Origin of the sequence: Pseudomonas fluorescens (assembly GCF_902497995.1) — a bacterium.
In the GTDB taxonomy this organism is placed as follows: domain Bacteria; phylum Pseudomonadota; class Gammaproteobacteria; order Pseudomonadales; family Pseudomonadaceae; genus Aquipseudomonas; species Aquipseudomonas fluorescens_BK.
In genome coordinates this window covers 116,879-140,377 of the sequence record NZ_CABVII010000008.1, presented here as the reverse complement: position 1 = coordinate 140,377, position 23,499 = coordinate 116,879, and the positions used below count along the sequence as shown (strand labels likewise).

The following is a 23,499-nucleotide window of genomic DNA, read 5'->3' as shown; positions in this document are numbered from 1 at the left end:
GATGCCTGCTATCCCTTTGGAGCATGGTCTGGCGGTCGCCGGCATCCTGTTCTGCCTCGGTCTGGTCGGCCTGATGGTCCGGCGCAACATTCTCTTCGTGCTGATGAGCCTGGAGGTGATGATGAATGCCTCCGCCCTGGCGTTCATCGTTGCCGGTAGCCGCTGGGGTCAGCCGGATGGACAGATCATGTTCATCCTGGTGATCAGCCTGGCAGCCGCCGAGGCCAGCATTGGCCTGGCGATTCTGTTGCAGCTGTATCGCCGCTTCCACACTCTCGATATCGACGCTGCCAGCGAGATGCGCGGATGAATCTTCTCTATCTGACTTTCGTATTCCCTCTCATTGGTTTCCTGCTGCTGTCGTTCTCCCGTGGACGCATCTCGGAAAACCTTGCCGCGCTGATCGGCGTCGGTTCCATTGGCCTGTCGGCGATCGTCACTGCCTATGTGATCTGGCAGTTCAACGTCGCCCCGCCTGAAGGCGGTCACTACACCCAGGTGTTGTGGCAGTGGATGGCGGTGGAAGGCTTTACGCCGAACTTCGCCCTGTACCTGGATGGTCTGTCCCTGACCATGCTCGGTGTGGTGGTCGGCGTCGGCTTCCTGATCCACCTGTTCGCGTCCTGGTACATGCGCGGCGAAGCCGGTTACTCGCGCTTCTTCGCCTACACCAACCTGTTTATCGCCAGCATGCTGTTCCTGGTGCTGGGCGATAACCTGTTGTTCCTGTACTTCGGTTGGGAAGGCGTGGGCCTGTGCTCGTACCTGTTGATCGGTTTCTACTACAGCAACCGCAACAACGGTAACGCCGCACTCAAAGCCTTCATCGTCACCCGTATCGGCGACGTGTTCATGGCCATCGGCCTGTTCATCCTGTTCGCCCAACTGGGTACGCTGAATGTCCAGGAACTGCTGGTGCTGGCGCCGCAGAAATTCCAGGCCGGCGACTTCTGGATGGTCATGGCCACCCTGATGCTGCTGGGCGGCGCTGTCGGTAAATCCGCGCAACTGCCACTGCAAACCTGGCTGGCGGATGCGATGGCCGGTCCTACCCCGGTTTCGGCACTGATCCACGCCGCAACCATGGTGACCGCCGGTGTCTACCTGATCGCCCGTACCCACGGCTTGTTTGCGTTGGCCCCGGACATCCTGCACCTCGTCGGCATCGTCGGCGGCGTGACCCTGGTGCTGGCCGGTTTTGCCGCACTGGTGCAGACCGACATCAAACGTATCCTGGCCTACTCGACCATGAGCCAGATCGGCTACATGTTCCTGGCCTTGGGCGTCGGTGCCTGGGATGGCGCGATCTTCCACCTGATGACCCACGCTTTCTTCAAGGCGCTGCTGTTCCTTGCCTCCGGTGCGGTGATCGTGGCCTGCCACCACGAGCAGAACATCTTCAAGATGGGCGGCCTGTGGAAAAAACTGCCACTGGCCTACGCCAGCTTCATCGTCGGCGGCGCGGCCCTGGCGGCCCTGCCACTGGTGACCGCAGGCTTCTACTCCAAGGACGAAATCCTCTGGGAAGCGTTCGCCAGCGGCAACCAGGGTCTGCTGTACGCAGGTCTGGTCGGCGCATTCATGACCTCGCTGTACACCTTCCGCCTGATCTTCATCGCGTTCCACGGTGAAGCGAAGACCGAAGCCCACGCCGGTCACGGCATTGCCCACTGGCTGCCCCTGTCGGTGCTGATCGTATTGTCCACCGCCATCGGCGCGATGATCGTTCCGCCCCTGCACGGCGTGCTGCCGCAAAGCGTCGGCCATGCCGGCGGCGACGCCAAGCACAGCCTGGAAATCGCCTCGGGCGCCATCGCCCTGGCCGGTATCCTGCTGGCCGCCTTGCTGTTCCTCGGCAAGCGTCGTTTCGTCACTGCCATCGCCAACAGCGGCATCGGCCGCTTCCTGTCGGCCTGGTGGTTCGCTGCCTGGGGCTTCGACTGGATCTACGACAAACTGTTCGTCAAGCCTTACCTGGCGATCGTCCACGGACTGCGCAAAGACCCGCTCGACCAGACCATCGGTCTGATCCCGCGCATGGCCAAGGGCGGCCACACCGCCCTGAGCCGTACCGAAACCGGTCAACTGCGTTGGTACGCGGCCTCCATGGCGGCCGGCTCCGTGCTGGTCATCGGCGCCATCGTGCTGGTAGCGGTCTGATATGAACCTTGCGAACTTGCGAAAGGAATTGAGCCCGTCATGATTCTGCCTTGGCTAATCCTGATCCCCTTCATCGGCGGCTTGCTGTGCTGGATGGGTGAGCGCTTCGGCGCCACCCTCCCCCGCTGGATTGCGCTGATCACCATGTCCCTGTTGCTCACACTAGGCCTCTGGCTGTGGGCCAACGGTGATTATTCATTTGCCCCGGCGCCTGGCGCCGACCCGACCTGGGCGCTTGAGTTCAAGCACATCTGGATCGAGCGCTTCGGCATCAACGTGCACCTGGCCCTCGACGGCCTGTCGCTGCTGATGATCATGCTGACCGGTCTGCTGGGTGTCCTCTCGGTACTCTGCTCGTGGAAAGAGATCCAGCGTCACGTCGGCTTCTTCCACCTGAACCTGATGTGGATCCTGGGCGGTGTCGTCGGCGTATTCCTCGCCCTCGACCTGTTCATGTTCTTCTTCTTCTGGGAAATGATGCTGGTGCCGATGTACTTCCTCATCGCGCTCTGGGGTCACAGTTCTTCGGACGGCAAGAAAACCCGGATCTACGCGGCGACCAAGTTCTTCATCTTCACTCAGGCGTCCGGCCTGATCATGTTGGTGGCGATCCTGGGCCTGGTGCTGGTCAACTTCAACGACACCGGCGTGATTACGTTCAACTACGCCGACCTGTTGAAAACCAAGATGTCGCTGACCACCGAGTACATCCTGATGCTCGGTTTCTTCATCGCCTTCGCGGTCAAGCTGCCGGTCGTACCGTTCCACTCCTGGTTGCCTGATGCTCACGCCCAGGCGCCGACCGCAGGTTCCGTCGACCTCGCCGGTATCTTGCTGAAGACTGCGGCCTACGGTCTGCTGCGTTTCGCCCTGCCGCTGTTCCCGAATGCGTCGGCCGAATTCGCGCCGATCGCCATGACCCTCGGTCTGATCGGGATCTTCTACGGTGCGTTCCTGGCCTTCGCCCAAACCGACATCAAGCGTCTGATTGCCTTCTCGTCCGTTTCCCACATGGGCTTCGTCCTGATCGGCATCTACTCCGGCAGCCAATTGGCGCTGCAGGGTGCGGTGATGCAGATGCTGGCACACGGTCTGTCGGCGGCGGCACTCTTTATCTTGAGCGGTCAGTTGTACGAGCGCACCCACACCCGCGACATGCGTGAAATGGGTGGCCTGTGGTCGAAGATCGCTTACCTGCCGGCCCTCAGCCTGTTCTTTGCAGCAGCGTCCCTGGGCTTGCCGGGCACCGGCAACTTCGTCGGTGAGTTCCTGATCCTGATCGGCACCTTCCCCGCTGCGCCTTGGGTCACCATCATCGCGACATCGGGCCTGGTGTTCGGTTCGGTCTACTCGCTGATCATGATCCACCGTGCGTACTTCGGCCCGGCCAAATCGGACGCGGTACTGCATGGCATGGACGGTCGCGAAATGATCATGGTGGTCGGGCTTGCGGCGCTGCTGATCTACATCGGCGTGTACCCGCAACCGTTCCTCGATACCTCTGCCGCGACGATGCATGGCGTGCAGCAATGGCTCGGTACCGCCTTCACTCAACTCGCTTCGGCCCGGTAAGAGCGCTATGGAATTCACGACTCAACACTTTATCGCGCTAGCGCCGTTGTTGATCACCAGCGCCACGATCATCGTGGTGATGCTGGCGATTGCCTGGCGCCGCAACCACTCGCAGACCTTCCTGATTTCCGTGGCGGGTCTGAACCTGGCGTTGCTGTCGATCCTGCCAGCCCTGAAAGTCGCGCCATTGGCTGTGACCCCACTGCTGCAGATCGATAGCTTCGCGTGTCTGTACATGGCGCTGATCCTGGTCGCCACCCTCGCTTGTGTGACCCTCGCCCACGCCTACCTCGGCGATGGCGGTTCGGGTTACCCGGGCAACCGTGAAGAACTTTACCTGCTGATCCTGATGTCCGCCGCCGGTGGCCTGGTGCTGGTCAGCGCGCAGCACCTGGCCGGGTTGTTCATCGGCCTGGAACTGCTGTCGGTACCGGTCTACGGTCTGGTGGCTTACGCCTTCTTCAACAAGCGTTCGCTGGAAGCCGGTATCAAGTACATGGTGCTGTCGGCCGCCGGTTCCGCGTTCCTGTTGTTCGGTATGGCCCTGCTCTATGCCGACTCTGGCAGCCTGAGCTTCAACGGCATCGGTCAGGCCCTGGCGGCCACCGGCCTGCCAAGTTCTCTGGCGCAACTGGGCCTGGGCATGATGTTGATCGGCCTGGCGTTCAAGCTGTCGCTGGTACCCTTCCACCTCTGGACCCCGGACGTTTACGAAGGTGCTCCGGCACCGGTGGCCGCGTTCCTGGCCACCGCTTCGAAAGTCGCCGTATTCGCGGTGATGGTGCGTCTGTTCCAGATCTCGCCAGCGGCGAGCAGTGGCGTGCTGAGCGACGTGCTGACCATCATCGCCATCGCGTCGATCCTGTTCGGCAACCTGCTGGCACTGACCCAGAGCAACCTCAAGCGCCTGCTGGGTTACTCGTCCATCGCGCACTTCGGTTACCTGCTGATCGCCCTGGTCGCGAGCAAGGGTCTGGCCGTGGAAGCCATAGGCGTATACCTGGTCACCTACGTGATCACCAGCCTCGGCGCGTTCGGCGTGATCACCCTGATGTCCTCGCCGTACAAAGGCCGTGACGCAGACGCCCTGTACGAATACCGCGGCCTGTTCTGGCGCCGTCCGTACCTGACCGCCGTGCTGACCGTGATGATGCTGTCCCTGGCCGGCATCCCGCTGACCGCGGGCTTCATCGGCAAGTTCTACATCATCGCCACCGGCGTCGAATCGCACCAATGGTGGCTGGTCGGCTCCCTGGTACTGGGCAGCGCCATCGGCGTGTTCTACTACCTGCGCGTGATGGTCACTTTGTACCTGATCGAACCGAACCTGCGTCGCGTCGATGCGCAGTTGCACTGGGAACAACGTGCGGGCGGCGTGATGCTGTTGGCCATCGCTGCACTGGCGTTCTTCCTTGGGCTGTATCCACAGCCGTTGCTGAACCTGGTTCAGCAGGCGGGGTTGGCGGGTTGATCGCTTAGGCGGTATTCGGTAGTAAATAGAAACGGCACCTTCGGGTGCCGTTTTTGCGTTTGTAGGATTTTTTACCGCTGCTCTGCCCTCCTTCTGCAATCCCCGAAAGCTCTCGCCGAATTGTCCGTTTCGTCCTACAGCCAGAATCAAGCACTTGGTACTACCTTGGAGACCAAACGCTGGATAGAGAAATCAACACGAGAGTCCACAATGAAACGTGACACTTTTTCCGAACTGATGGAAGGCCTCGAAGCCTTGGCCGACGAGCGCCAAGGCAAGATCACGCTGCGGGCCCACAAGGTTCAGCTGCCAAAACTGGTACCCATTAATGCCGAGGAAGTGGTAGCCATCCGCCAACAACTCAACCTTTCCCGGTCGGTGTTCGCCATGTATCTGCGCACCAACACCCGAACCCTCGAAAACTGGGAACAGGGACGGGCAACGCCAAATGCCCAAGCCACGACACTGATGCGCCTGGTTGAACGCTTTCCACAAACCATCGAGCAGCTCGCCGCCCTGACCTGATCGGTAGAGGCTGCACCACACGCACATGACCGCGGTACTGACCGTGATGATGCTGTCCCTGGCCGGCATCCCGCTGACCGCGGGCTTCATCGGCAAGTTCTACATCATCGCCACCGGCGTCGAGTACCACCAATGGTGGCTGGTCCGCTCCCTGGTACTGGGCAGCGCCATCGGCGTGTTCTACTACCTGCGTGTGATGGTCACCCTGTACCTGATGGAACCGAACCTGCGTCGCCACGATGCGCAACTGCATTGGGAACAACGTGCGGGCGGCGTGATGCTGCTGGCTATTGCTCTGGTCGCGTTCTTCCTCGGCGTCTACCCACAACCGCTGCTGCACCTGGTTCAGCAATCGGGCCTGGCGGGTTGATCGCTTAAGCGTACTCGGTAGAAAAACAGAAACGGCACCTTCGGGTGCCGTTTTTGCTTTTGTAGGATTGCTTTCTCCTTTCTCGGAAAGTGCCTGCAAGCAGACCGGATAAAACTTACATACAATCGGCTCAGTTGCTTCTATGGTAATGGCCGGCTTTCAGCTGTAGACAATAAGCGAAGTATTGTTTCTGAGTTGGTCGAGGGCTTTGAGTCTCCAGCCAAAGAGCGGCAACAACACACGTCTGCGGCGAGGGATCTCGCTTCCGCTGGACTACGCAGAAGTCCCAATCCCGGTGAGGCCGGTGTGCCCGCAAAATAGCAGCAGCCTGAAATTTTGGCGTCTACTTCGCCCGAGCGCTGACCGGACGGCGAGAGCAAACTCCCTCGCCACAGCTGTACGACCACCTCGGACGCTAGTGGATTGGCTGAAATAATGACGAATGGACAACATTGATAAATGAAGTCAAAAACAAATAGATGTAACAGTTGCCACGCACCAAACAACACAGGAACATCCAGGATCAAACACGGAAATTGCTATTCATGTAGGAAAAAAGTGCACCCCATCATTACAAAAAAAGTACCACGCTGGCGATTAACTTTAATATTCAGCACTACTGCTTTCATTTTCACGCTGATCTCAGCCAAATCAATTTACAACCAGCACATAGCATTCCCCTATCTCGTGAAGGGTAGCCCAGTAGTATGGTACGAATTCACCAAAATGGAAATGATCACCCCCATACTGATCCTAACTTTGTTATCAGTAGGCTTGTTAGCAATATCTATAGCACACTACAAGAACCGACCTTACTCAAAAATATACATGAGAACAATAATATACAGTCTTTGCACTGGCTGGTTTCTATATTCAATTTCCATGTTCTTCGGACATAAGGCCATATAAATATTAACTCGTAGCCATTGGAAAAACTGGACAAAATACCAATATCGCACAGTGATTCTCTTTTAAACGCAACTGGGAGCGCCTTCAATTACTTGTGGGAGCGAGCCTGCTCGCGAAGGCGATAAAACAGCCACCAATAAAACGGCACATTTCGGTGCCGTTCGCCTTTCACAGCCTCAGTCGTTTACGCGCCGCCTCCCAAGATTTCAGGCACTTCGGCGCACCCGACTGGTCAAACCAAGACTGCGCATCCCGCTGACTAAGGGCATTTATCTAATTGCTCTAAATCTGTTCCGCCGCTGGAGCTTTTGTCGAGAGTTCCATCCGCTGCAATGTAGATATTGGTCGTCGGCCAGTTAGGATTTATCATTATACAATGACTTTTATTTGAGACAGCCCAGTCAAGCCGCATAAAGAAATCATCATCGGGAAAAAGATGGCCAGGCCCTCCTGTAGATTCGCCGGGAAAGATCCCCCCTCTAAATATATCGTTCTGGGTATTTAGGACAAATTCCAATTCCCCACTCCCTTCATCTGAGAAATAGACTTTGACCCTCGGGACAGCGACATACCAGACAAGATATATCAGCAACAATAGTGTTAACAGTCTGCGCTTGAGATAAAAACGGCACCTTTTATCCGCATTTGTGGACACTTATACCTTCCCCCCAATCAGACGGATCACCCGCAAGCACTTCATCCATAATAGTCTTGGTGCTGACTCCACGGGCTGAATAAGTATTGAAGAGGTTGACGCCAATAGCAATGGACTTCCTGTTCGGTATGTCATCCCACGCCCTTAATCCCTCTATGTCCTCTGAGCGATGAGGCCCGGGCCTATTTTCCCAATCTTGAAGCTTACGTACTGCGTCGGAAACGATCTGCTCGGCACCTGCGCCATCCAATAACACCTGTTCCGAAAAACCCGCAGCCATTCCTACATATCCATAATGAATATTCGACCAAATATCGTAAAAATAGTCATATTTTCCCTGTTTGTGGCGAACATCCCCCCCAAACTTGGTTTTTATCTTCGGCTTATGATCCCAAGGCCGATTCTGACCAACCCGCTCTGTCCACAGCGCAAACGCCTCGGCTTGCTTGACAAGGGCTATGGCGTGGAAGTTGGGTTGATGGCCTAGTCGGAGATAAAACGGGATTTGCATGTATTTATTTGTTTCAGCCTCCGGATCGTAGCTGTTCAGCTCTCTCATTTTCAGAACCGAAGGGTGGGTGATGTTACGGTTCATCTCGTCGGCGATGTAGGAGGCTAGTTCTTCCATTCGGTCCGGGTGATTGCAGGAAGCCGGATCGACGGGAGAGACCCAGATCTTCGCTGCAGGTTTCGGATCAGCCATCAGGGGTTCCGTAGTAAACCTGTTATAAGTTTGGGTTGCAGGTGGGGCGGCGGCCCTGGAAGCACGTGTCGCAGGACGTGCTTCATTCTGATAGATAGCCGTGAATACCGAAGGGATCAGTTGTGCTTTACAGGGACAATTGCTGTAGCTGTCCAGCGTGCCAGCCACGTGCTTGCCATGACTGATTATGTGCGAGACACCACCGACGATTCGATAAGTCTCGCCGTCCTTTCCACAAGTGACCCGATCGCCTTCGCGAGCATGAGCGAGGCCATACATCATGACTCTGGTATCACCATCCAGGACTTTGCCACCGCAGGTGGTCTTGTCATTCAAGCCAATGAAATAACCTTCATTCATTGATGTACTTCTCCATTTTATGCGACTGAGTCCGCGATGTTTTCGACCGAATATTGGGCGACAACGAATAAGACGGTGGAAGGCGTGCTGAAAGCAATCCAATGGCATAGCCAAATGAACGAATAGGAATTTTCGCAATAACAAACAGCCAATTTCCTACAGCGGAAGTTTCAAAAATGTAAGTTTTCGTGAAATATGAGAGTGGTGTCTGCGGTGTTTCTTGCACGAGCGAGCGCAGCCCAATGGATAGACTAAACAACGATGTCTTCCCGGGCTGTGTGAAAACCCTACTGACCTGCGCGGCGCTCAAATAAATTTAAACACGTCTGTTTAATCTCTTCGAAAACTACTTCGTGAAAAGCCACAACACCTTGCGGCGTTACCTACAGGTAAGACAGAATCCGCCGGCTTGTGCGTCTTGGGCACGGGTTCTATCGTTTGCCGGTCACTGAAAAGCAGTGATCGGGTTTGGTAGACCCGTAGCATCGACGCATAGCGTCACCCTTTACTGTCCAATGTTTGGGCGGTGTTTTTATGGTGGCCATGCGCAGGGCTCCCTCGGGGGCGCCGGTTACGATGCCCGGTCTACCAACCTTCGTATGGTCACCGCCTTCGTTTGGTAGCGAGGATGTGATTCCTTTTAAATAGCATCGGAGTTCATCTATGTTCAAGGTCACACCCAATCCGCTGGACAGCGATCCGGCATCCCCGTACGAAACCCTCGAATCAAAAAAACTTCACGACGCCGCCGAGTGCACCCTCGACTATCACCTAAAGCCGGACGTCCCCATCATGGACAACCCACGCACTCCCGGCACCATGTTCATCGTCAACCCGGAACTCGATACCGAAACCCTGCTGGCCCATGCTTGCGAGTCGCTGGCCTCGGCCAATGTCATGACGATGGATTTGGCGGACCACACGGATGGGCCAAGGCGCAATACCCTAATGGGCATAGCGCAAGTCATCATGCTGGGTGAGCTGGCGGTGAACCGGGCGCTGGATCGGCTTGACCCACTTGAATAGTCCCGGCCGCAGTGGCTTCGGCTGACTGTAAGTCGCAACGCACCATTGGCGGACTAGTTTGTACCCCGCCAATGGTGGTTGGAGCGCTGACATCTACAGGCTGTGCCTCCGAGCGTAAGCAACCAAGGCCCTGCCAGCGACGTTCCGACAGGCTATCCAATAGCTGGTTCCAAGCCTGTAAGCGATGGTCTACACCTTGAGCCTTCCCGTCCAATCGACTTTGAAAAGCTCCTGGATAAAGAAATCAACGCGAGAACGAACAATGAAACGTGACATATTCTCCGAGCTGGTAGAGGGCTTTGAAGCCTTGGCTGCTGAGCGTCTGAGTGATGCTGAACCCAGTTACCAACGCATTGGAGCAATGAAAGTAAAACTGGTGCTTCCCGAAGACTTCGACGCGCCCCTGCCTGATGACATACATGATGATTTCGAAGGCACCCACGAATAAGATTTCTGTTCCACAGGCGGTTAGCCAACTCAGCGAGCAGCGTTTCTGACAGATGTTTGTTCGGCTGGAAAAGCTGGCCGTCTGGCATGGCCCCTTCGCGGGCAAGCCCGCTCCCACACGTTTTGCGTCCGTCACACTAGGTGCGTACACCACAGATCCCTGTGGGAGCGGGCTTGCCCGCGATGGCGATGAGACAGGCACTAACAAAAACGGCACCTTACGGTGCCGTTCGTATTTCAAGGTCCAGCCGTTTACTTACGCGCCGCCTCCCACGACTTCAGCAGTTCGGCATAGCTCACGGTCTCCCCCTTGGGCTTCTCGTTCGCCAGTTTCGGCTTCGGTGCACCTGGCTGATCGAACCAATACTGCGCATCCCGCTCAGGATTCATTTTCGGTGCGCAGGTGGCTTGTGCCTTCGAACGCTCCAGACGGGTCATGATCGCGTCCTGATCCTTGGCCAGGCCGTCCAGCGCCTGTTGCGGGGTCTTCTCGCCACTGGCGGCTTCGGCAATGTGGCTCCACCACAGTTGGGCCAGGCGCGGATAGTCCGGCACGTTGGTCCCGGTCGGGGTCCATTGCACGCGGGCCGGGCTGCGGTAGAACTCCACCAGGCCACCGAGTTTCGGTGCCAGGTCGGTCATGGCTTGGGAGTTGATGTCGGATTCGCGGATCGGGGTCAGGCCGACGATGGTTTTCTTCAGGGACACGGTTTTCGAGGTCACGAACTGTGCGTACAGCCAGGCCGCCAGTCTTTGCTTCTCAGGCGTGGACTTGAGGAAGGTCCAGGAACCGGCGTCCTGATAACCGAGTTTCATGCCCTCTTCCCAATACGGCCCCTTCGGCGATGGCGCCATGCGCCATTTCGGTGTGCCGTCGGTGTTCATCACCGGCAGGCCCGGTTTGGTCATGTCGGCGGTAAACGCGGTGTACCAGAAGATCTGCTGGGCGATGTTGCCTTGGGACGGCACCGGGCCGGATTCGGAGAAGGTCATGCCCGCCGCTTCCGGCGGGGCATATTTCTTCAGCCAGTCGACGTATTTGGTGGTGGCATAGACCGCCGCCGGGCCGTTGGTGTCGCCACCGCGGGTAATGCTGGAACCGACCGGATGGCAGTCCTCAACGCGAATGCCCCACTCGTCCACCGGCAAGCCGTTGGGGATGCCCTTGTCGCCGGCACCGGCCATGGAGAACCAGGCATCGGTGAAGCGCCAGCCCAGGGACGGGTCTTTCTTGCCATAGTCCATGTGCCCGTAGATGCGTTTGCCGTCGATTTCCTTGACGTCCTCGCTGAAGAATTTGGCAATGTCTTCATAGGCCGACCAGTTCACCGGCACACCCAATTCGTAGCCGTACTTTTCCTTGAATTTCGCCTTCAGATCCGCCCGCTCGAACCAGTCGGCGCGGAACCAGTAGAGGTTGGCGAATTGCTGGTCAGGCAGTTGATAGATCTTGCCGTCCGGCGCGGTGGTGAAGGAGATACCGATGAAGTCTTTGATGTCGAGGGTCGGCGAGGTGTAGGCCTTGCCTTCGTTGGCCATCAGATCGGTGATCGATTCGGTCTTGCCATAGCGAAAGTGCGTACCGATCAGGTCCGAGTCGTTGACCCAGCCGTCATAGATGTTCTTGTCCGATTGCATCTGGGTCTGCAGCTTTTCCACCACGTCGCCTTCTTGCAACAAGTCGTGGGTCAGCTTGATCCCGGTGATCTCGGTAAAGGCCTTGGCCAGCACTTTTGATTCATATTCGTGGGTCGCGATGGTTTCCGAGACCACCTTGATGTTCATCCCGCGAAACGGCTCGGAGGCCTTGATGAACCACTTCAACTCCGCGAGCTGCTGCTCTGGCGTGAGGGTGGACGGTTTGAACTCGCTGCCAATCCATTTTTTGGCCGCGTCTTCATAGGCATCGGCCCAGGCCGCAGCGCTCAACCCGCTGAATGCCAGCATGGCTGCCAATGAAACGCTATGTCGCAGCTTATTGTTTTTGTCGAACATAGAGACCTCCTGTTTAAGTTTCGGAGCAACATTGCCGATCGATTTCGACTAGCCCCAGCGCATCACAGCCAACAGCCACACCAGGGACACCGCGAACGCGACCCAGATGCTCCAGTCGGTTGCGCCGATGACCAGCAAATGCAGGTAGGCGCTGCCGAGAAGACCGATAAACAACCGGTCGCCACGGGTGGTGGCGATCGGCAAGAAACCACGCCGAGGGACACTCGGCGAGCGTAATTCCCAGGTCGTCATGCCCACCAGGATCAAGGCAATGGCGCAGAAGAACGCCGCGGTGGGGACGGTCCAGCTCATCCATTCCATCATCAGTTCCTCATACCCGGCCCAGGGCAAAGCCCTTGGCCACGTGGTTGCGAACAAACCAGATCACCAGCATGCCCGGCAGGATGGTCAACACCCCCGCCGCTGCCAGCACGCCCCAGTCGATACCAGACGCCGAGACCGTGCGCGTCATCACAGCGGCGATGGGCTTGGCGTTCACCGAGGTCAGGGTGCGCGCCAGCAGCAGCTCGACCCAGGAAAACATGAAGCAGAAAAACGCCGTGACACCGATCCCGGAGCCGATCAGCGGGACGAAAATCTTGACGAAGAACTTGGGGAAACTGTAACCGTCGATGTAGGCGGTTTCGTCGATCTCCTTGGGCACGCCGGACATGAAGCCTTCGAGAATCCACACCGCCAACGGCACGTTGAACAGACAATGGGCCAACGCCACCGCGATGTGCGTATCGAACAGACCGATCGAGGAATACAGCTGGAAGAACGGCAGCAGAAAGACCGCCGGCGGTGCCATGCGGTTGGTCAGCAGCCAGAAGAACAGGTGCTTGTCGCCGAGGAAACGATAACGCGAGAACGCATAAGCCGCCGGCAGCGCTACGCTCAGCGAGATCACCGTATTCAGGCTCACGTAGTACAGCGAGTTGAGGTAACCGGTGTACCAGCTCGGGTCGGTGAAGATCACCTTGTAGTTGGCGAAGGTAAAGTCCTGGGGAAACAGCGTCAGGCCACCGAGGATTTCGCCGTTGCTCTTGAAGGACATGTTCAGCAGCCAGTAGATCGGTACCAGCAGGAACAGGATGTAAATCAGCAGGGGGATAACTTTCTTCATAGGGATAAGACGCTTGCTCATGGCAGACCTCAACGGTTGGCGTCAGCGTGAGTCATGGCGGTATAGAACAGCCAGGACACCAACAGGATGATCAGGAAGTACACCAGCGAGAACGCCGCTGCCGGGCCCAGGTCGAATTGCCCTACGGCCATCTGCGTCAACGTCTGACTCAAGAAGGTGGTGGCATTCCCCGGCCCTCCCCCCGTGAGTACGAACGGCTCGGTGTAGATCATGAAGCTGTCCATGAACCGCAGCATCACCGCGATCAGCAGCACGCTCTTGAGTTTGGGCAACTGGATGTGCCGGAACACCGCCCAGGCCGAGGCCCGGTCGATCCGCGCCGCTTGGTAGTACACGTCCGGAATCGCCCGCAGGCCGGAGAAACACAGCAGCGCCACCAACGACGTCCAATGCCAGACGTCCATCACCAGCACCGTGACCCAGGCGTCCATGGTGTTGGCAGCATAGTTGTAGCTGATGCCCATGGCATTGAGGCTCGAACCGAGCAGGCCGATGTCCGCCCGGCCGAAGATCTGCCAGATGGTACCGACCACGTTCCACGGAATCAGCAGCGGAATCGCCAGGATGATCAGCACCAGCGACGACCAGCGCCCCTTGGTCGGCATGGTCAGGGCGATGGCGATGCCCAGCGGGATTTCGATCAGCAGCACGCACCCGGAGTAGATGAACTGGCGCAGCAGCGAGTCGTGCAGGCGCGGATCGAGCAGCACCTGCCGGTACCAGTCGGCGCCGACGAAGTAGCGGCTGGACTGGTCGAAGATGTCCTGCACCGAGTAATTGACCACGGTCATCATCGGGATCACCGCACTGAACGCCACCAGCAAAAACACCGGCAACACCAGCCACCAGGCCTTGTTGTTGTACACCTTGTTCATGGCTGCGCCTCCAGCAGATAGTCATCGGCATACACCATCAACCATTGCGCCGGGAAGCTGATGTATGCCGTACCTTCGGGCACCGGCTTGTCTTCGGCCAGGCGCACTTTCAGTGGTGCGCCGTCGAGGTCCAGGGTCACGATCTTGTAGGTGCCCAGGTCTTCGACGTGTACGACTTGGGCCCGCAGCGCGTCATCAAAGGGTTCGTCCCACACATGGACGAACTCCGGACGGATGCCGACCTTCAGGGTTTGCCACTCGGACTCGGCGATGCGCAGTTGCTGTGCAGCGGACAGCGGCAAGTGAGTCGAGGCGAACCCGACGCCGCCAGGTTGCGGCTGCACCTCGATCAGGTTCATGCCCGGGCTGCCGATGAAATAGCCGACAAAGGTGTGGCTCGGGCGTTCGAACAGTTCCCGCGGCGTGCCGAACTGCACGATCTGCCCGCCGTACATCACCGCAATTTTGTCGGCAAAGGTCGAGGCCTCCAGTTGATCGTGGGTGACGTAGACCATGGTGATGTTGAATTGCTCGTGGATCTGCTTGAGCTTGCGCCGCAGTTTCCACTTCAGGTGCGGGTCGATCACCGTCAGCGGCTCGTCGAACAGAATCGCCGACACGTCATCGCGCACCAGTCCCCGGCCCATGGAGACTTTCTGTTTTTCATCGGCGGTGAGGTTGCGCGCCTTCTTGCTCAGCAGTGCCTGGAGGTCGAGGACTTCAGCAATGTCCTGCACCTTGCTGTGAATCTTCGCCTCGGCCATGCCCTGGTTGCGCAGCGGGAAGGCCAGGTTGTCGTACACCGTCATGGTGTCGTAGACCACCGGGAACTGGAAAACCTGGGCGATATTGCGCTTCTCCGGGGTCAGCGCGTTGACGACCTTGTTGTCGAACAGCACCTGGCCCTGGGACGGACTGAGCAGGCCGGAAATGATGTTGAGCAAGGTCGACTTGCCGCAGCCCGAAGGCCCGAGCAAGGCGTAGGCACCGCCCTGCTCCCAGACGTGGTCCATCTCGCGGATCGCGTAATCGTCAGGGCCGGTCGGCGTGCGGGTATAGCTGTGGGCAAGGTTCTGCAAGCGGATTTCGGCCATCAGGCAACCCTCGCGATACGGCGACCGGGCGCCTGGACCAGCCGCCCCTGCGTATCGAACACAAACAGTTTATGGGTCGGTATGTAGATGCGAATGGGCGCGTCGACATCGTATTCATGGACCCCGGGCAGGTGCAGCACCAGCAGGAAATGCTCGTTGCGCACGTGCAGGAAAGTTTCCGAACCGCTGATCTCCGCCACTTCGACGGTCACCGCCAGTTCCAGATCGTCATCGTTGCTGGGCACCAGCGAAATGTGGCTTGGCCGCACGCCGAAGCGGAACTCGCCCTCGCCCACCGGCCGCAGATCCACGTTCAATGGAAAGTGCACGAAATTGGCGAAACTCACTTCGTTGCCGGCGATACGGCCGGGCATCAGGTTGATCGGCGGCTCGCTGAATAATTCGGCGGCCAGCACGGTTTGCGGCTGGTGATACACCGTGGATGACTTGCCACTCTGGATCACCCGGCCTTCATGGAGAATGGTCGTGGTTCCGCCCAGGGCCAGGGCTTCGTTGGGTTCGGTGGTGGCGTAGATGGCGATGGTGTGATGCGCCTTGAACAGCTCGCGCATCTCCTGACGCAGTTCTTCGCGCAATTTGTAGTCGAGGTTGACCAACGGCTCGTCGAACAGGATCAGCTCGGCGTCCTTGACCAACGCCCGGGCCATGGCCGTGCGCTGTTGCTGGCCACCGGAGAGCTCCAGCGGATAGCGCTGGAGGAATTTTTCGATGCGCAGCATCTTCGCGGTTTCCAGCACTTTGCTCTGGATCAGCTCATTGGAAACACCGCCCTGGCGCAACGGCGACGCAATGTTCTCGAACACCGTCATGGTCGGGTAATTGATGAACTGCTGATAGACCATCGACACATTGCGCAGGCGCACCGGGCGCTGGGTGACGTCGACGCCATTCATCAGGATGCGACCGCTGTCGGGCTTGTCCAGGCCGGCCATCAGGCGCATGAGGCTGGTTTTGCCGGACAGGGTGCGGCCGAGCAAAACGTTGAAGGATCCGGGTTCGAAACTCAGGTTGGCATCGTCGATCCAGGTCTGGCCCTCGACGGTACGGCTGACGTGCTCCAGGGTTAATGACATGGCTCGGCCTTTTTTATTATTGGAGTCAAGCGGCCTGAGCGACTGAGCGATATTTGTGCCAGAAAATTCAAGCCTTTGATCCGGCTTGAAAATTCCTCAAAGAGGAAAAAAATTGCGTTCGTTGCTGAACAGAAATGAACAACCGCGACTGAACATTTGAACACTGTGGCGGTTGACATTGAACAATAGTGAACAACACTCTATGGACCGTTTCGCGATCCCTGTAGGAGCCAGGCTTGCCGGCGAAGGCGATTTCGATGACGCCTTCGCCGGCAAGCCTGGCTCCTACGGGTATTGTTTTCGGCGCGATATCCGCGGCGCGCCAAACGTCTTGCGACACCCATAAAAACAATAAAAGCTTTGCTCAGAGATCGACTGCCATGGCCGCACCTGCCCTGCCGCTCTCCCATGACGCCATCATCCGGGACTCCTGGTCCCGTTGCCGCGCGTTCGGTCTCGATCATCAGAGCGCCCCTGCGTTCGATCAGCTGCTGCCCGAGGGCATCGCCCGGTTGCTGGAGAGCCAGCAGTCACTGGTGCAGACCACCCATCAGGAAGTCCTGCCGTATTACGAGAACATCCTGAGCAATTCCAATTGCCTGATCATGCTCGCCGACAATCAGGGCCAGGTGCTGACATCCTGGGGTATCCAGCGTTTTATCGAGCCCAGACTGACCCGCGGCTTCAGCGCCGGCGCCAGCTGGATGGAACGCTGCAGCGGCACCAATGCGATCGGCACCGCGCTGGCCTGCGAGCAGGCGGTGCATATCGAGCACGATGAACACTTCCTGAAGGCCAACCGCTTCATGACCGGTTCCGCCGCGCCGATTTTCGATGCCGAACGCAAGGTGATCGCGGTACTCGATGTCTCCAGCGACAGCTACCTGCCGCCGTCCCACACCCTCGGCATGGTCAAGATGATGAGCCAGACCGTGGAGAACCGGCTGATCCTTAATCTGTTCCATGGCCAGCACTTTCAACTGACTTTCAACACCGGGTTGAACAATCTCGACAGCCAATGGGCCGGGCTGTTGATTTTCGATGAAAGCGGTCAGGTGCTGTCCGCCAATCGCCGGGCGGACAACCTGCTGGGCATCAGCCTGTCGCGGGTCAGTGTCGAAAGCCTGTTCAAGGTCTCGCTATCGGAGCTGCTTAACCAGCCCGAAGGATTACCCTTTGCGCTGCAAGCCTCCGGACGCAACCGCTTTCAGTGCCTGTTGAAACGGCCGAAGCAAGCACCTGTCCAGGCGCCGCTGGTTGCTGAACCGGCGGTGACGGCCCCCCCAGCGATCAGCCTGAACACCCTGCATTTCGGCGACAGCCGCGTGGAAAAAGCCGTGCGCCAGGCCGAGCGCTTGTTGGAAAAGGACATTCCACTGTTGATCCATGGGGAAACCGGCGTCGGCAAGGAAGTCTTCGTCAAAGCCCTGCATCAGGCCAGCTCACGCAGCAAACAATCGTTCATTGCGGTTAATTGTGCGGCGATCCCCGCCGAATTGGTGGAGTCCGAGCTGTTTGGCTACGAGAAAGGCGCGTTCACCGGGGCCAATCAGAAAGGGAGCATCGGGCTGATTCGCAAGGCGGATAAAGGCACCCTGTTTCTCGATGAAATCGGTGACATGCCGTTGCCGACCCAGGCTCGGCTACTAAGGGTGTTGCAGGAGCGTTGCGTGCAACCGGTGGGCAGCAGCGAGCTGTTCCCGGTGGACATTCGAATCATCTCGGCGACCAACCGCTCGTTGCGCGAGCAGGTTCAGTTGGGGCGGTTTCGTGAAGACCTTTATTACCGGATAGGCGGCTTGACCCTGGAACTGCCTCCCCTGCGCGAACGCAGCGACAAGCAGGCACTGTTCAAGCGCATGTGGGAGCAGCATCGTGAGCCGTCACAGTGGGCCGGATTGAGTCGTGAAGTGCTGGAGTTGTTCGGCCGCCATCCGTGGCCGGGGAATCTGAGGCAGGTCAGTAGCGTGATTCAGGTGGCTCTGGCCATGGCCGAAGAGCAGCCGGTGCGGCTGGAGCATTTGCCAGATGATTTTTTTGTGGATCTGGAGATGGAGCCGGTCGAGGTGGAGGAACCCTTGGCGTTGGATTTGAATGATGTGGAGGAGTTGAATCGGCAGTTGCAGGCGGTGGGGGGGAATATCTCGCATTTGGCCCGCAGGCTCGGGGTAAGCCGCAATACCCTTTACAAGCGGTTGCGCCAGGCTGAGTGACGAGAGAACCGCAGGTGCCGTGTTCGGCTTGAGACCTTCGCGAGCAAGCCCGCTCCCACAGGGGATTTGTGTCGTAAATAAAATTCAACTACACCGTCGATCAAATGTGGGAGCGGGCTTGCTCGCGAAGGCGTCAGTATTGTCGATACAGCATTCGTTGCCATACCCAAAAACAAAAACCCGCACAAGGCGGGTTTTGTTTTGTAGCAAACACAGCAATCAGTCAGCCAGACGCCAGGTCGTCCCGCCCTTCCCGTCTTCCAGCACCACGCCCATGGCGGTCAGCTGGTCGCGGATACGGTCGGATTCGGCCCAGTCTTTACCCGCACGAGCCGCCAGACGCGCGGCAATCAGCGCATCGACTTCAGCCGCATCAACCCGCCCTTCGGCACCCGCTTGCAGGAAGTCATCAGCCTCAAGCTGCAACACACCCAACACACTGGCCAGTTCCTTCAAGCGCGCCGCCAGACCCGCCGCTGCCTCGAGATCGCTCTCGCGCAGGCGGTTGATCTCACGCACCATCTCGAACAGCACCGCGCAGGCTTCCGGCGTGCCGAAGTCGTCGTTCATCACCTGGGTGAAGCGCTCGACAAAGGCTTCGCCACCGGCCGGCGCCACGCTCGGCAGACCTTTCAACGCATGGTAGAAACGCTCGAGTGCGCCTTTGGCGTCCTTGAGGTTGTCTTCCGAATAGTTGATCGCGCTGCGGTAGTGGCTCGACACCAGCAGGTAACGCACGACTTCCGGGTGGTACTTTTCCAGCACGTCGCGAATGGTGAAGAAGTTGTTCAAGGACTTGGACATCTTCTCGCCGTTGATGCGAATCATGCCGCAATGCATCCACGCGTTGGCGTAGGTCTTGCCGGTGGCCGCTTCGCTCTGGGCGATTTCGTTTTCGTGGTGCGGGAACTCGAGGTCACTACCGCCGCCATGAATGTCGAAGGTCTCGCCGAGGCAGCAGGTCGACATCACCGAGCACTCGATGTGCCAGCCCGGACGACCGTCGCCCCACGGCGATGGCCAGCTCGGCTCGCCCGGCTTGGCGCCTTTCCACAGCACGAAGTCCAGCGGGTCCTGCTTGGACTCGTCGACTTCGATCCGCGCGCCAATGCGCAGGTCTTCGATCTTCTTGCGCGACAGCTTGCCATAGCCCATGAATTTGGCGACGCGGTAGTACACGTCGCCATTGCCCGGGGCGTAGGCGTAACCCTTGTCGATCAGGGTCTGGATCATCGCGTGCATGCCGGGGATATGCCCGGTGGCGCGCGGCTCCATGTCTGGCTTCTGGATGTTCAGGCGCGCTTCGTCTTCGTGCATCGCCGCGATCATGCGCTCGGTCAAGGCTTCGAACGACTCGCCGTTCTCGTTGGCCCGATTGATGATCTTGTCGTCAATGTCGGTGATGTTGCGCACATAAGTCAGGTCGTAGCCGCTGAACCGCAACCAGCGGGTCACCAGGTCGAACGCGACCATGCTGCGACCATGGCCCAGGTGGCAGTAGTCGTACACGGTCATCCCGCAGACGTACATGCGCACCTTGTTGCCATCCAGCGGCTTGAAGACTTCTTTGCTCTTGGTGAGCGTGTTGTAGATAGAAAGCACGTCAGTATCCTTGAATCACTGGCCCCACGAATCACGCAAGGTCACGGTACGGTTGAACACCGGACGACCGGGTTTCGAGTCCTTGATATCCGCGCAGAAGTAGCCTTCGCGCTCGAACTGGAAACGGTCTTCCGGCTGTGCATTGCCCAGCGTTGGCTCGGCACGACAACCGGTGAGGACCTGCAGCGAGTCAGGGTTGATGTTGTCCAGGAAACCGGCGCTGTCTTCGGCTTTCTCAGGGTTGGCCGAACGGAACAGGCGATCGTACAGACGCACTTCGCATTCGACGCTGGCCGCGGCCGGCACCCAGTGCACCACGCCTTTGACCTTGCGGCCTTCAGGATTCTTGCCCAGGGTTTGCGGATCGTAGGAGCAACGCAGTTCGACGATGTTGCCATCGGCGTCCTTGATCGCTTCGTCGGCGCGAATCACGTAGCTGCCGCGCAGACGCACTTCGCCATTCGGCTCCAGGCGCTTGTAGCCTTTTGGCGGCTCTTCCATGAAATCTTCACGGTCGATGTAGAGCTCACGGGCGAACGGCAGCACGCGCACACCCATGTCTTCTTTCGGGTGGCACGGCAGTTCGAGGTTCTCGACCTGGCCTTCCGGGTAGTTGGTGATCACGACTTTCAGCGGACGCAATACGCACATGGCACGCGGGGCGCTGTGGTCGAGGTCGTCGCGGATGCTGAATTCCAGCATGCCGAAGTCGACCACGCCGTCGGAACGGTTGGTGCCGACCATTTCGCAGAAGTTGCGGATCGATTTCGGCGTGTAGCCACGGCGGCGGAAGCCCGACAGCGTGGACATGCGCGGATCGTCCCAGCCATTGACGTGTTTCTCGTCCACCAGCTGCTTGAGCTTGCGCTTGCTGGTGATCGTGTAGTTCAGGTTCAGGCGGCTGAACTCGTACTGACGCGGCTGCGCCGGCACGGGCAGGTTCTCGAGGAACCACTCGTACAGCGGACGGTGGCTTTCGAACTCCAGGGTGCAGATCGAGTGGGTGATGCCTTCGATGGCGTCCGACTGACCGTGGGTGAAGTCGTAGTTCGGGTAGATGCACCACTTGTCGCCGGTCTGGTGGTGGTGCGCGTGACGAATGCGATACATGATCGGGTCGCGCAGGTTCATGTTCGGCGAGGCCATGTCGATCTTGGCCCGTAGCACCCGTGCGCCATCCTTGAATTCACCGGCCTTCATGCGGGCGAACCAGTCCAGGTTCTCTTCCACGGAGCGATCACGGAACGGGCTGTTCTTGCCCGGCTCGGTCAGGCTGCCACGGTATTCCTTGGCCTGTTCCGGGCTCAGGTCATCGACGTAGGCCTTGCCGGCCTTGATCAGCTCGACGGCCCAGTCGTGCAACTGGTCGAAATACTGCGAGGCGTAGCGCACTTCGCCGGACCATTCGAAGCCCAGCCATTTGACGTCGCTTTCGATCGCGTCGATGTATTCCTGGTCTTCCTTGGCCGGGTTGGTGTCGTCGAAACGCAGGTGCGTGACGCCACCAAATTCCTGGGCCAGACCGAAGTTCACGCAAATCGACTTGGCGTGACCGATGTGCAGGTAGCCGTTGGGCTCAGGCGGGAAACGGGTGACGATCTGCGTGTGCTTACCCGAGTCCAGGTCCGCCTGGATGATCGGGCGCAGGAAATTGACCGGCACGGCAGGGCCGGTCTTGGAATTCGAGGTAGGGTCGACAGTGGGCTTGCTCATAGGATCCTTGAACGTACAAGTGCGCGGCCAGTTGGCCAAATCAAAGCGGCTGTTATAAATCAAAGGGGCTTATCATAGCCGATGCCGTCAAGTCGCTGACAGAGCAGGCCCGAAAACGGCTGCATTTAATCGGATGCAAATGAAAAACGGCCTCGAAATTCGCGCTCGGCACGCTAAACTGCGCACCTTGGCCAACATTGGCCGGACCGGTTGAGGGCTGTAACGCCCCTGAACCCACGAATTCCCTGAAAACGCATCTCCCAAAAAGAGTTCACGATCATGACCCAAGTCAAACTGACCACCAACCATGGCGACATCGTCCTGGAACTGAACGCTGAAAAGGCACCGCTGACCGTTGCCAACTTCATCGAGTACGTAAAAGCCGGTCACTACGAAAACACTGTTTTCCACCGCGTCATCGGTAACTTCATGATCCAGGGCGGCGGTTTCGAGCCAGGCATGAAAGAAAAGAAAGACAAGCGTCCAAGCATCCAGAACGAAGCCGACAACGGCCTGCCGAACGACAAGTACACCGTGGCCATGGCGCGCACCATGGAGCCGCATTCGGCTTCCGCCCAGTTCTTCATCAACGTGGCTGACAACAGCTTCCTCAACCACAGCGCCAAGACCACTCAGGGCTGGGGCTACGCGGTATTCGCCAAAGTCGTTGCCGGCACCGACGTAGTGGACAAGATCAAAGGTGTTTCCACCACCATGAAGTCCGGCCACCAGGACGTGCCAGCAGAAGACGTGATCATCGAGAAAGCCGAGATCATTGGGTGATACTGCTGATTTCAGACTTGCATCTGGAAGAGGAGCGCCCGGACATTACCCGGGCGTTTCTGGATTTGCTCGCCGGGCGCGCCCGCTCGGCGAGTGCGTTGTACATCCTGGGCGACTTTTTCGAGGCGTGGATTGGCGACGATGCCATGACGCCGTTCCAGCGTTCCATCTGCCAGGCCCTGCGTGACCTCAGCGACAGCGGCACGGCGATTTTTTTGATGCACGGCAATCGCGACTTCATGCTCGGCAAGGCCTTTTGCAAACAGGCTGGCTGCACATTATTGAAGGACCCGAGTGTCGTGCAGTTTTACGGCGAGCCGGTGCTGCTGATGCACGGCGACAGCCTCTGCACCCGCGATGTCGGCTATATGAAGCTGCGTCGCTACCTGCGCAATCCCATCACCCTGTTCATCCTCCGCCACCTGCCCCTGAGCACCCGGCACAAACTGGCGCGCAAGCTGCGCAGCGAAAGCACGGCCCAGGTGCGGATGAAGGCCAATGACATCGTCGACGTCACGCCGCAAGAAGTGCCGCGGATCATGCAGGAATATGGGGTGAAAACCTTGATCCATGGCCATACCCATCGCCCCGCCATCCACAAGTTGCAGATTGGCGAGCAGGCGGCCAGGCGCATTGTGTTGGGGGATTGGGATCGTCAGGGCTGGGCTTTGCAGGTGGATGAGCATGGGTTTGCGCTGGCGCCGTTCGATTTCGCCCCGCCGCCGCAATTGGCGGCCCCCACAATCTAACTGCCGAACACATAACCCATGTGGGAGCGGGCTTGC

19 protein-coding genes and 1 pseudogene are annotated in these 23,499 nt (G+C 58.4%); 11 read left to right on the top strand and 9 right to left on the bottom strand.

From position 1 onward, the window contains the following. Position 1 precedes the first annotated feature (1 nt). The 6 genes and pseudogenes from nuoK to F8N80_RS11785 all read left to right on the top strand — a co-directional run. Positions 2–310, top strand: coding sequence for an NADH-quinone oxidoreductase subunit NuoK (gene nuoK / locus F8N80_RS11810; protein ID WP_007905077.1), 309 nt, complete (start codon positions 2–4; stop codon positions 308–310). After that, the gene (gene nuoL / locus F8N80_RS11805; RefSeq protein ID WP_150746611.1) at positions 307–2,160 is read left to right on the top strand and encodes an NADH-quinone oxidoreductase subunit L; all 1,854 of its coding nucleotides are present in this window, start codon (positions 307–309) and stop codon (positions 2,158–2,160) included. The genes nuoK and nuoL overlap by 4 nt, the downstream gene beginning before the upstream one ends. 39 nt (positions 2,161–2,199) lie before the next feature. Then, positions 2,200–3,732 (top strand): NADH-quinone oxidoreductase subunit M, encoded by a 1,533-nt coding sequence (gene nuoM, locus F8N80_RS11800; RefSeq protein ID WP_150746612.1) that lies wholly within the window; start codon positions 2,200–2,202, stop codon positions 3,730–3,732. Positions 3,733–3,739: 7 nt separating this feature from the next. Beyond that, positions 3,740–5,203: an NADH-quinone oxidoreductase subunit NuoN gene (gene nuoN / locus F8N80_RS11795; protein WP_150783928.1), complete on the top strand. Its 1,464-nt coding sequence runs from the start codon at positions 3,740–3,742 to the stop codon at positions 5,201–5,203. A gap of 210 nt (positions 5,204–5,413) precedes the next feature. Next, positions 5,414–5,728 carry a helix-turn-helix domain-containing protein gene (locus F8N80_RS11790; protein ID WP_150783927.1) on the top strand — a complete coding sequence of 105 codons (315 nt, stop codon included), beginning with the start codon at positions 5,414–5,416 and terminating at the stop codon, positions 5,726–5,728. Positions 5,729–5,753: 25 nt separating this feature from the next. Next, positions 5,754–6,098 (top strand): annotated as a pseudogene (locus F8N80_RS11785) (proton-conducting transporter transmembrane domain-containing protein); the annotation flags it as partial. Between the two features lie 1,544 nt (positions 6,099–7,642). On the opposite strand, the gene F8N80_RS11775 reads toward F8N80_RS11785, so the two are convergent. Continuing rightward, on the bottom strand, positions 7,643–8,725 hold the full coding sequence (locus F8N80_RS11775; RefSeq protein ID WP_224790673.1) for a polymorphic toxin type 44 domain-containing protein: 1,083 nt from the start codon (positions 8,723–8,725) through the stop codon (positions 7,643–7,645). Between the two features lie 663 nt (positions 8,726–9,388). On the opposite strand from F8N80_RS11775, the gene F8N80_RS11765 reads away from it, so the two are divergent. Continuing rightward, positions 9,389–9,751, top strand: coding sequence for a DUF6124 family protein (locus tag F8N80_RS11765; RefSeq protein WP_150783926.1), 363 nt, complete (start codon positions 9,389–9,391; stop codon positions 9,749–9,751). Between the two features lie 262 nt (positions 9,752–10,013). Next, positions 10,014–10,199, top strand: a complete 186-nt coding sequence (locus F8N80_RS11760; RefSeq protein WP_150783925.1) for a hypothetical protein — start codon at positions 10,014–10,016, stop codon at positions 10,197–10,199. Between the two features lie 251 nt (positions 10,200–10,450). On the opposite strand, the gene F8N80_RS11755 is transcribed toward F8N80_RS11760, so the two are convergent. The 6 genes from F8N80_RS11755 to F8N80_RS11730 are packed head-to-tail and all read right to left on the bottom strand — an operon-like array spanning position 10,451 to position 16,403. After that, positions 10,451–12,193: an ABC transporter substrate-binding protein gene (locus F8N80_RS11755; protein ID WP_150746618.1), complete on the bottom strand. Its 1,743-nt coding sequence runs from the start codon at positions 12,191–12,193 to the stop codon at positions 10,451–10,453. 48 nt (positions 12,194–12,241) lie between these two features. Beyond that, positions 12,242–12,514, bottom strand: a complete 273-nt coding sequence (locus F8N80_RS11750) for a DUF2160 domain-containing protein (RefSeq protein WP_150783924.1) — start codon at positions 12,512–12,514, stop codon at positions 12,242–12,244. Positions 12,515–12,524: 10 nt separating this feature from the next. Next, positions 12,525–13,319 carry a carbohydrate ABC transporter permease gene (locus F8N80_RS11745; protein ID WP_412071184.1) on the bottom strand — a complete coding sequence of 265 codons (795 nt, stop codon included), beginning with the start codon at positions 13,317–13,319 and terminating at the stop codon, positions 12,525–12,527. 29 nt (positions 13,320–13,348) lie between these two features. Continuing rightward, entirely contained in the window at positions 13,349–14,215 is an 867-nt protein-coding gene (locus F8N80_RS11740) for a carbohydrate ABC transporter permease (protein ID WP_150746620.1), read from the bottom strand. Continuing rightward, positions 14,212–15,309, bottom strand: coding sequence for an ABC transporter ATP-binding protein (locus F8N80_RS11735; RefSeq protein WP_150783923.1), 1,098 nt, complete (start codon positions 15,307–15,309; stop codon positions 14,212–14,214). Before F8N80_RS11735 ends, F8N80_RS11740 begins: the two co-directional genes overlap by 4 nt. Next, positions 15,309–16,403: an ABC transporter ATP-binding protein gene (locus F8N80_RS11730; protein ID WP_150783922.1), complete on the bottom strand. Its 1,095-nt coding sequence runs from the start codon at positions 16,401–16,403 to the stop codon at positions 15,309–15,311. Before F8N80_RS11730 ends, F8N80_RS11735 begins: the two co-directional genes overlap by 1 nt. 380 nt (positions 16,404–16,783) lie before the next feature. Here F8N80_RS11730 and F8N80_RS11725 point away from each other — a divergent pair, with 380 nt between their 5' ends. After that, positions 16,784–18,616: a sigma-54-dependent Fis family transcriptional regulator gene (locus tag F8N80_RS11725; protein WP_150783921.1), complete on the top strand. Its 1,833-nt coding sequence runs from the start codon at positions 16,784–16,786 to the stop codon at positions 18,614–18,616. A gap of 219 nt (positions 18,617–18,835) precedes the next feature. Here the strand turns inward: F8N80_RS11725 and cysS are convergent, their stop codons facing one another. Together cysS and F8N80_RS11715 are read right to left on the bottom strand one after the other, a co-directional pair. After that, positions 18,836–20,218, bottom strand: coding sequence for a cysteine--tRNA ligase (gene cysS, locus F8N80_RS11720; RefSeq protein WP_150783920.1), 1,383 nt, complete (start codon positions 20,216–20,218; stop codon positions 18,836–18,838). Between the two features lie 15 nt (positions 20,219–20,233). After that, positions 20,234–21,931 carry a glutamine--tRNA ligase/YqeY domain fusion protein gene (locus F8N80_RS11715; RefSeq protein ID WP_150746625.1) on the bottom strand — a complete coding sequence of 566 codons (1,698 nt, stop codon included), beginning with the start codon at positions 21,929–21,931 and terminating at the stop codon, positions 20,234–20,236. Between the two features lie 279 nt (positions 21,932–22,210). Here F8N80_RS11715 and F8N80_RS11710 point away from each other — a divergent pair, with 279 nt between their 5' ends. Both F8N80_RS11710 and lpxH read left to right on the top strand, forming a co-directional pair. Next, positions 22,211–22,714, top strand: coding sequence for a peptidylprolyl isomerase (locus F8N80_RS11710; protein WP_150746626.1), 504 nt, complete (start codon positions 22,211–22,213; stop codon positions 22,712–22,714). Then, positions 22,711–23,463: a UDP-2,3-diacylglucosamine diphosphatase gene (lpxH, locus tag F8N80_RS11705; protein ID WP_150746627.1), complete on the top strand. Its 753-nt coding sequence runs from the start codon at positions 22,711–22,713 to the stop codon at positions 23,461–23,463. Before F8N80_RS11710 ends, lpxH begins: the two co-directional genes overlap by 4 nt. Positions 23,464–23,499 lie beyond the last annotated feature (36 nt).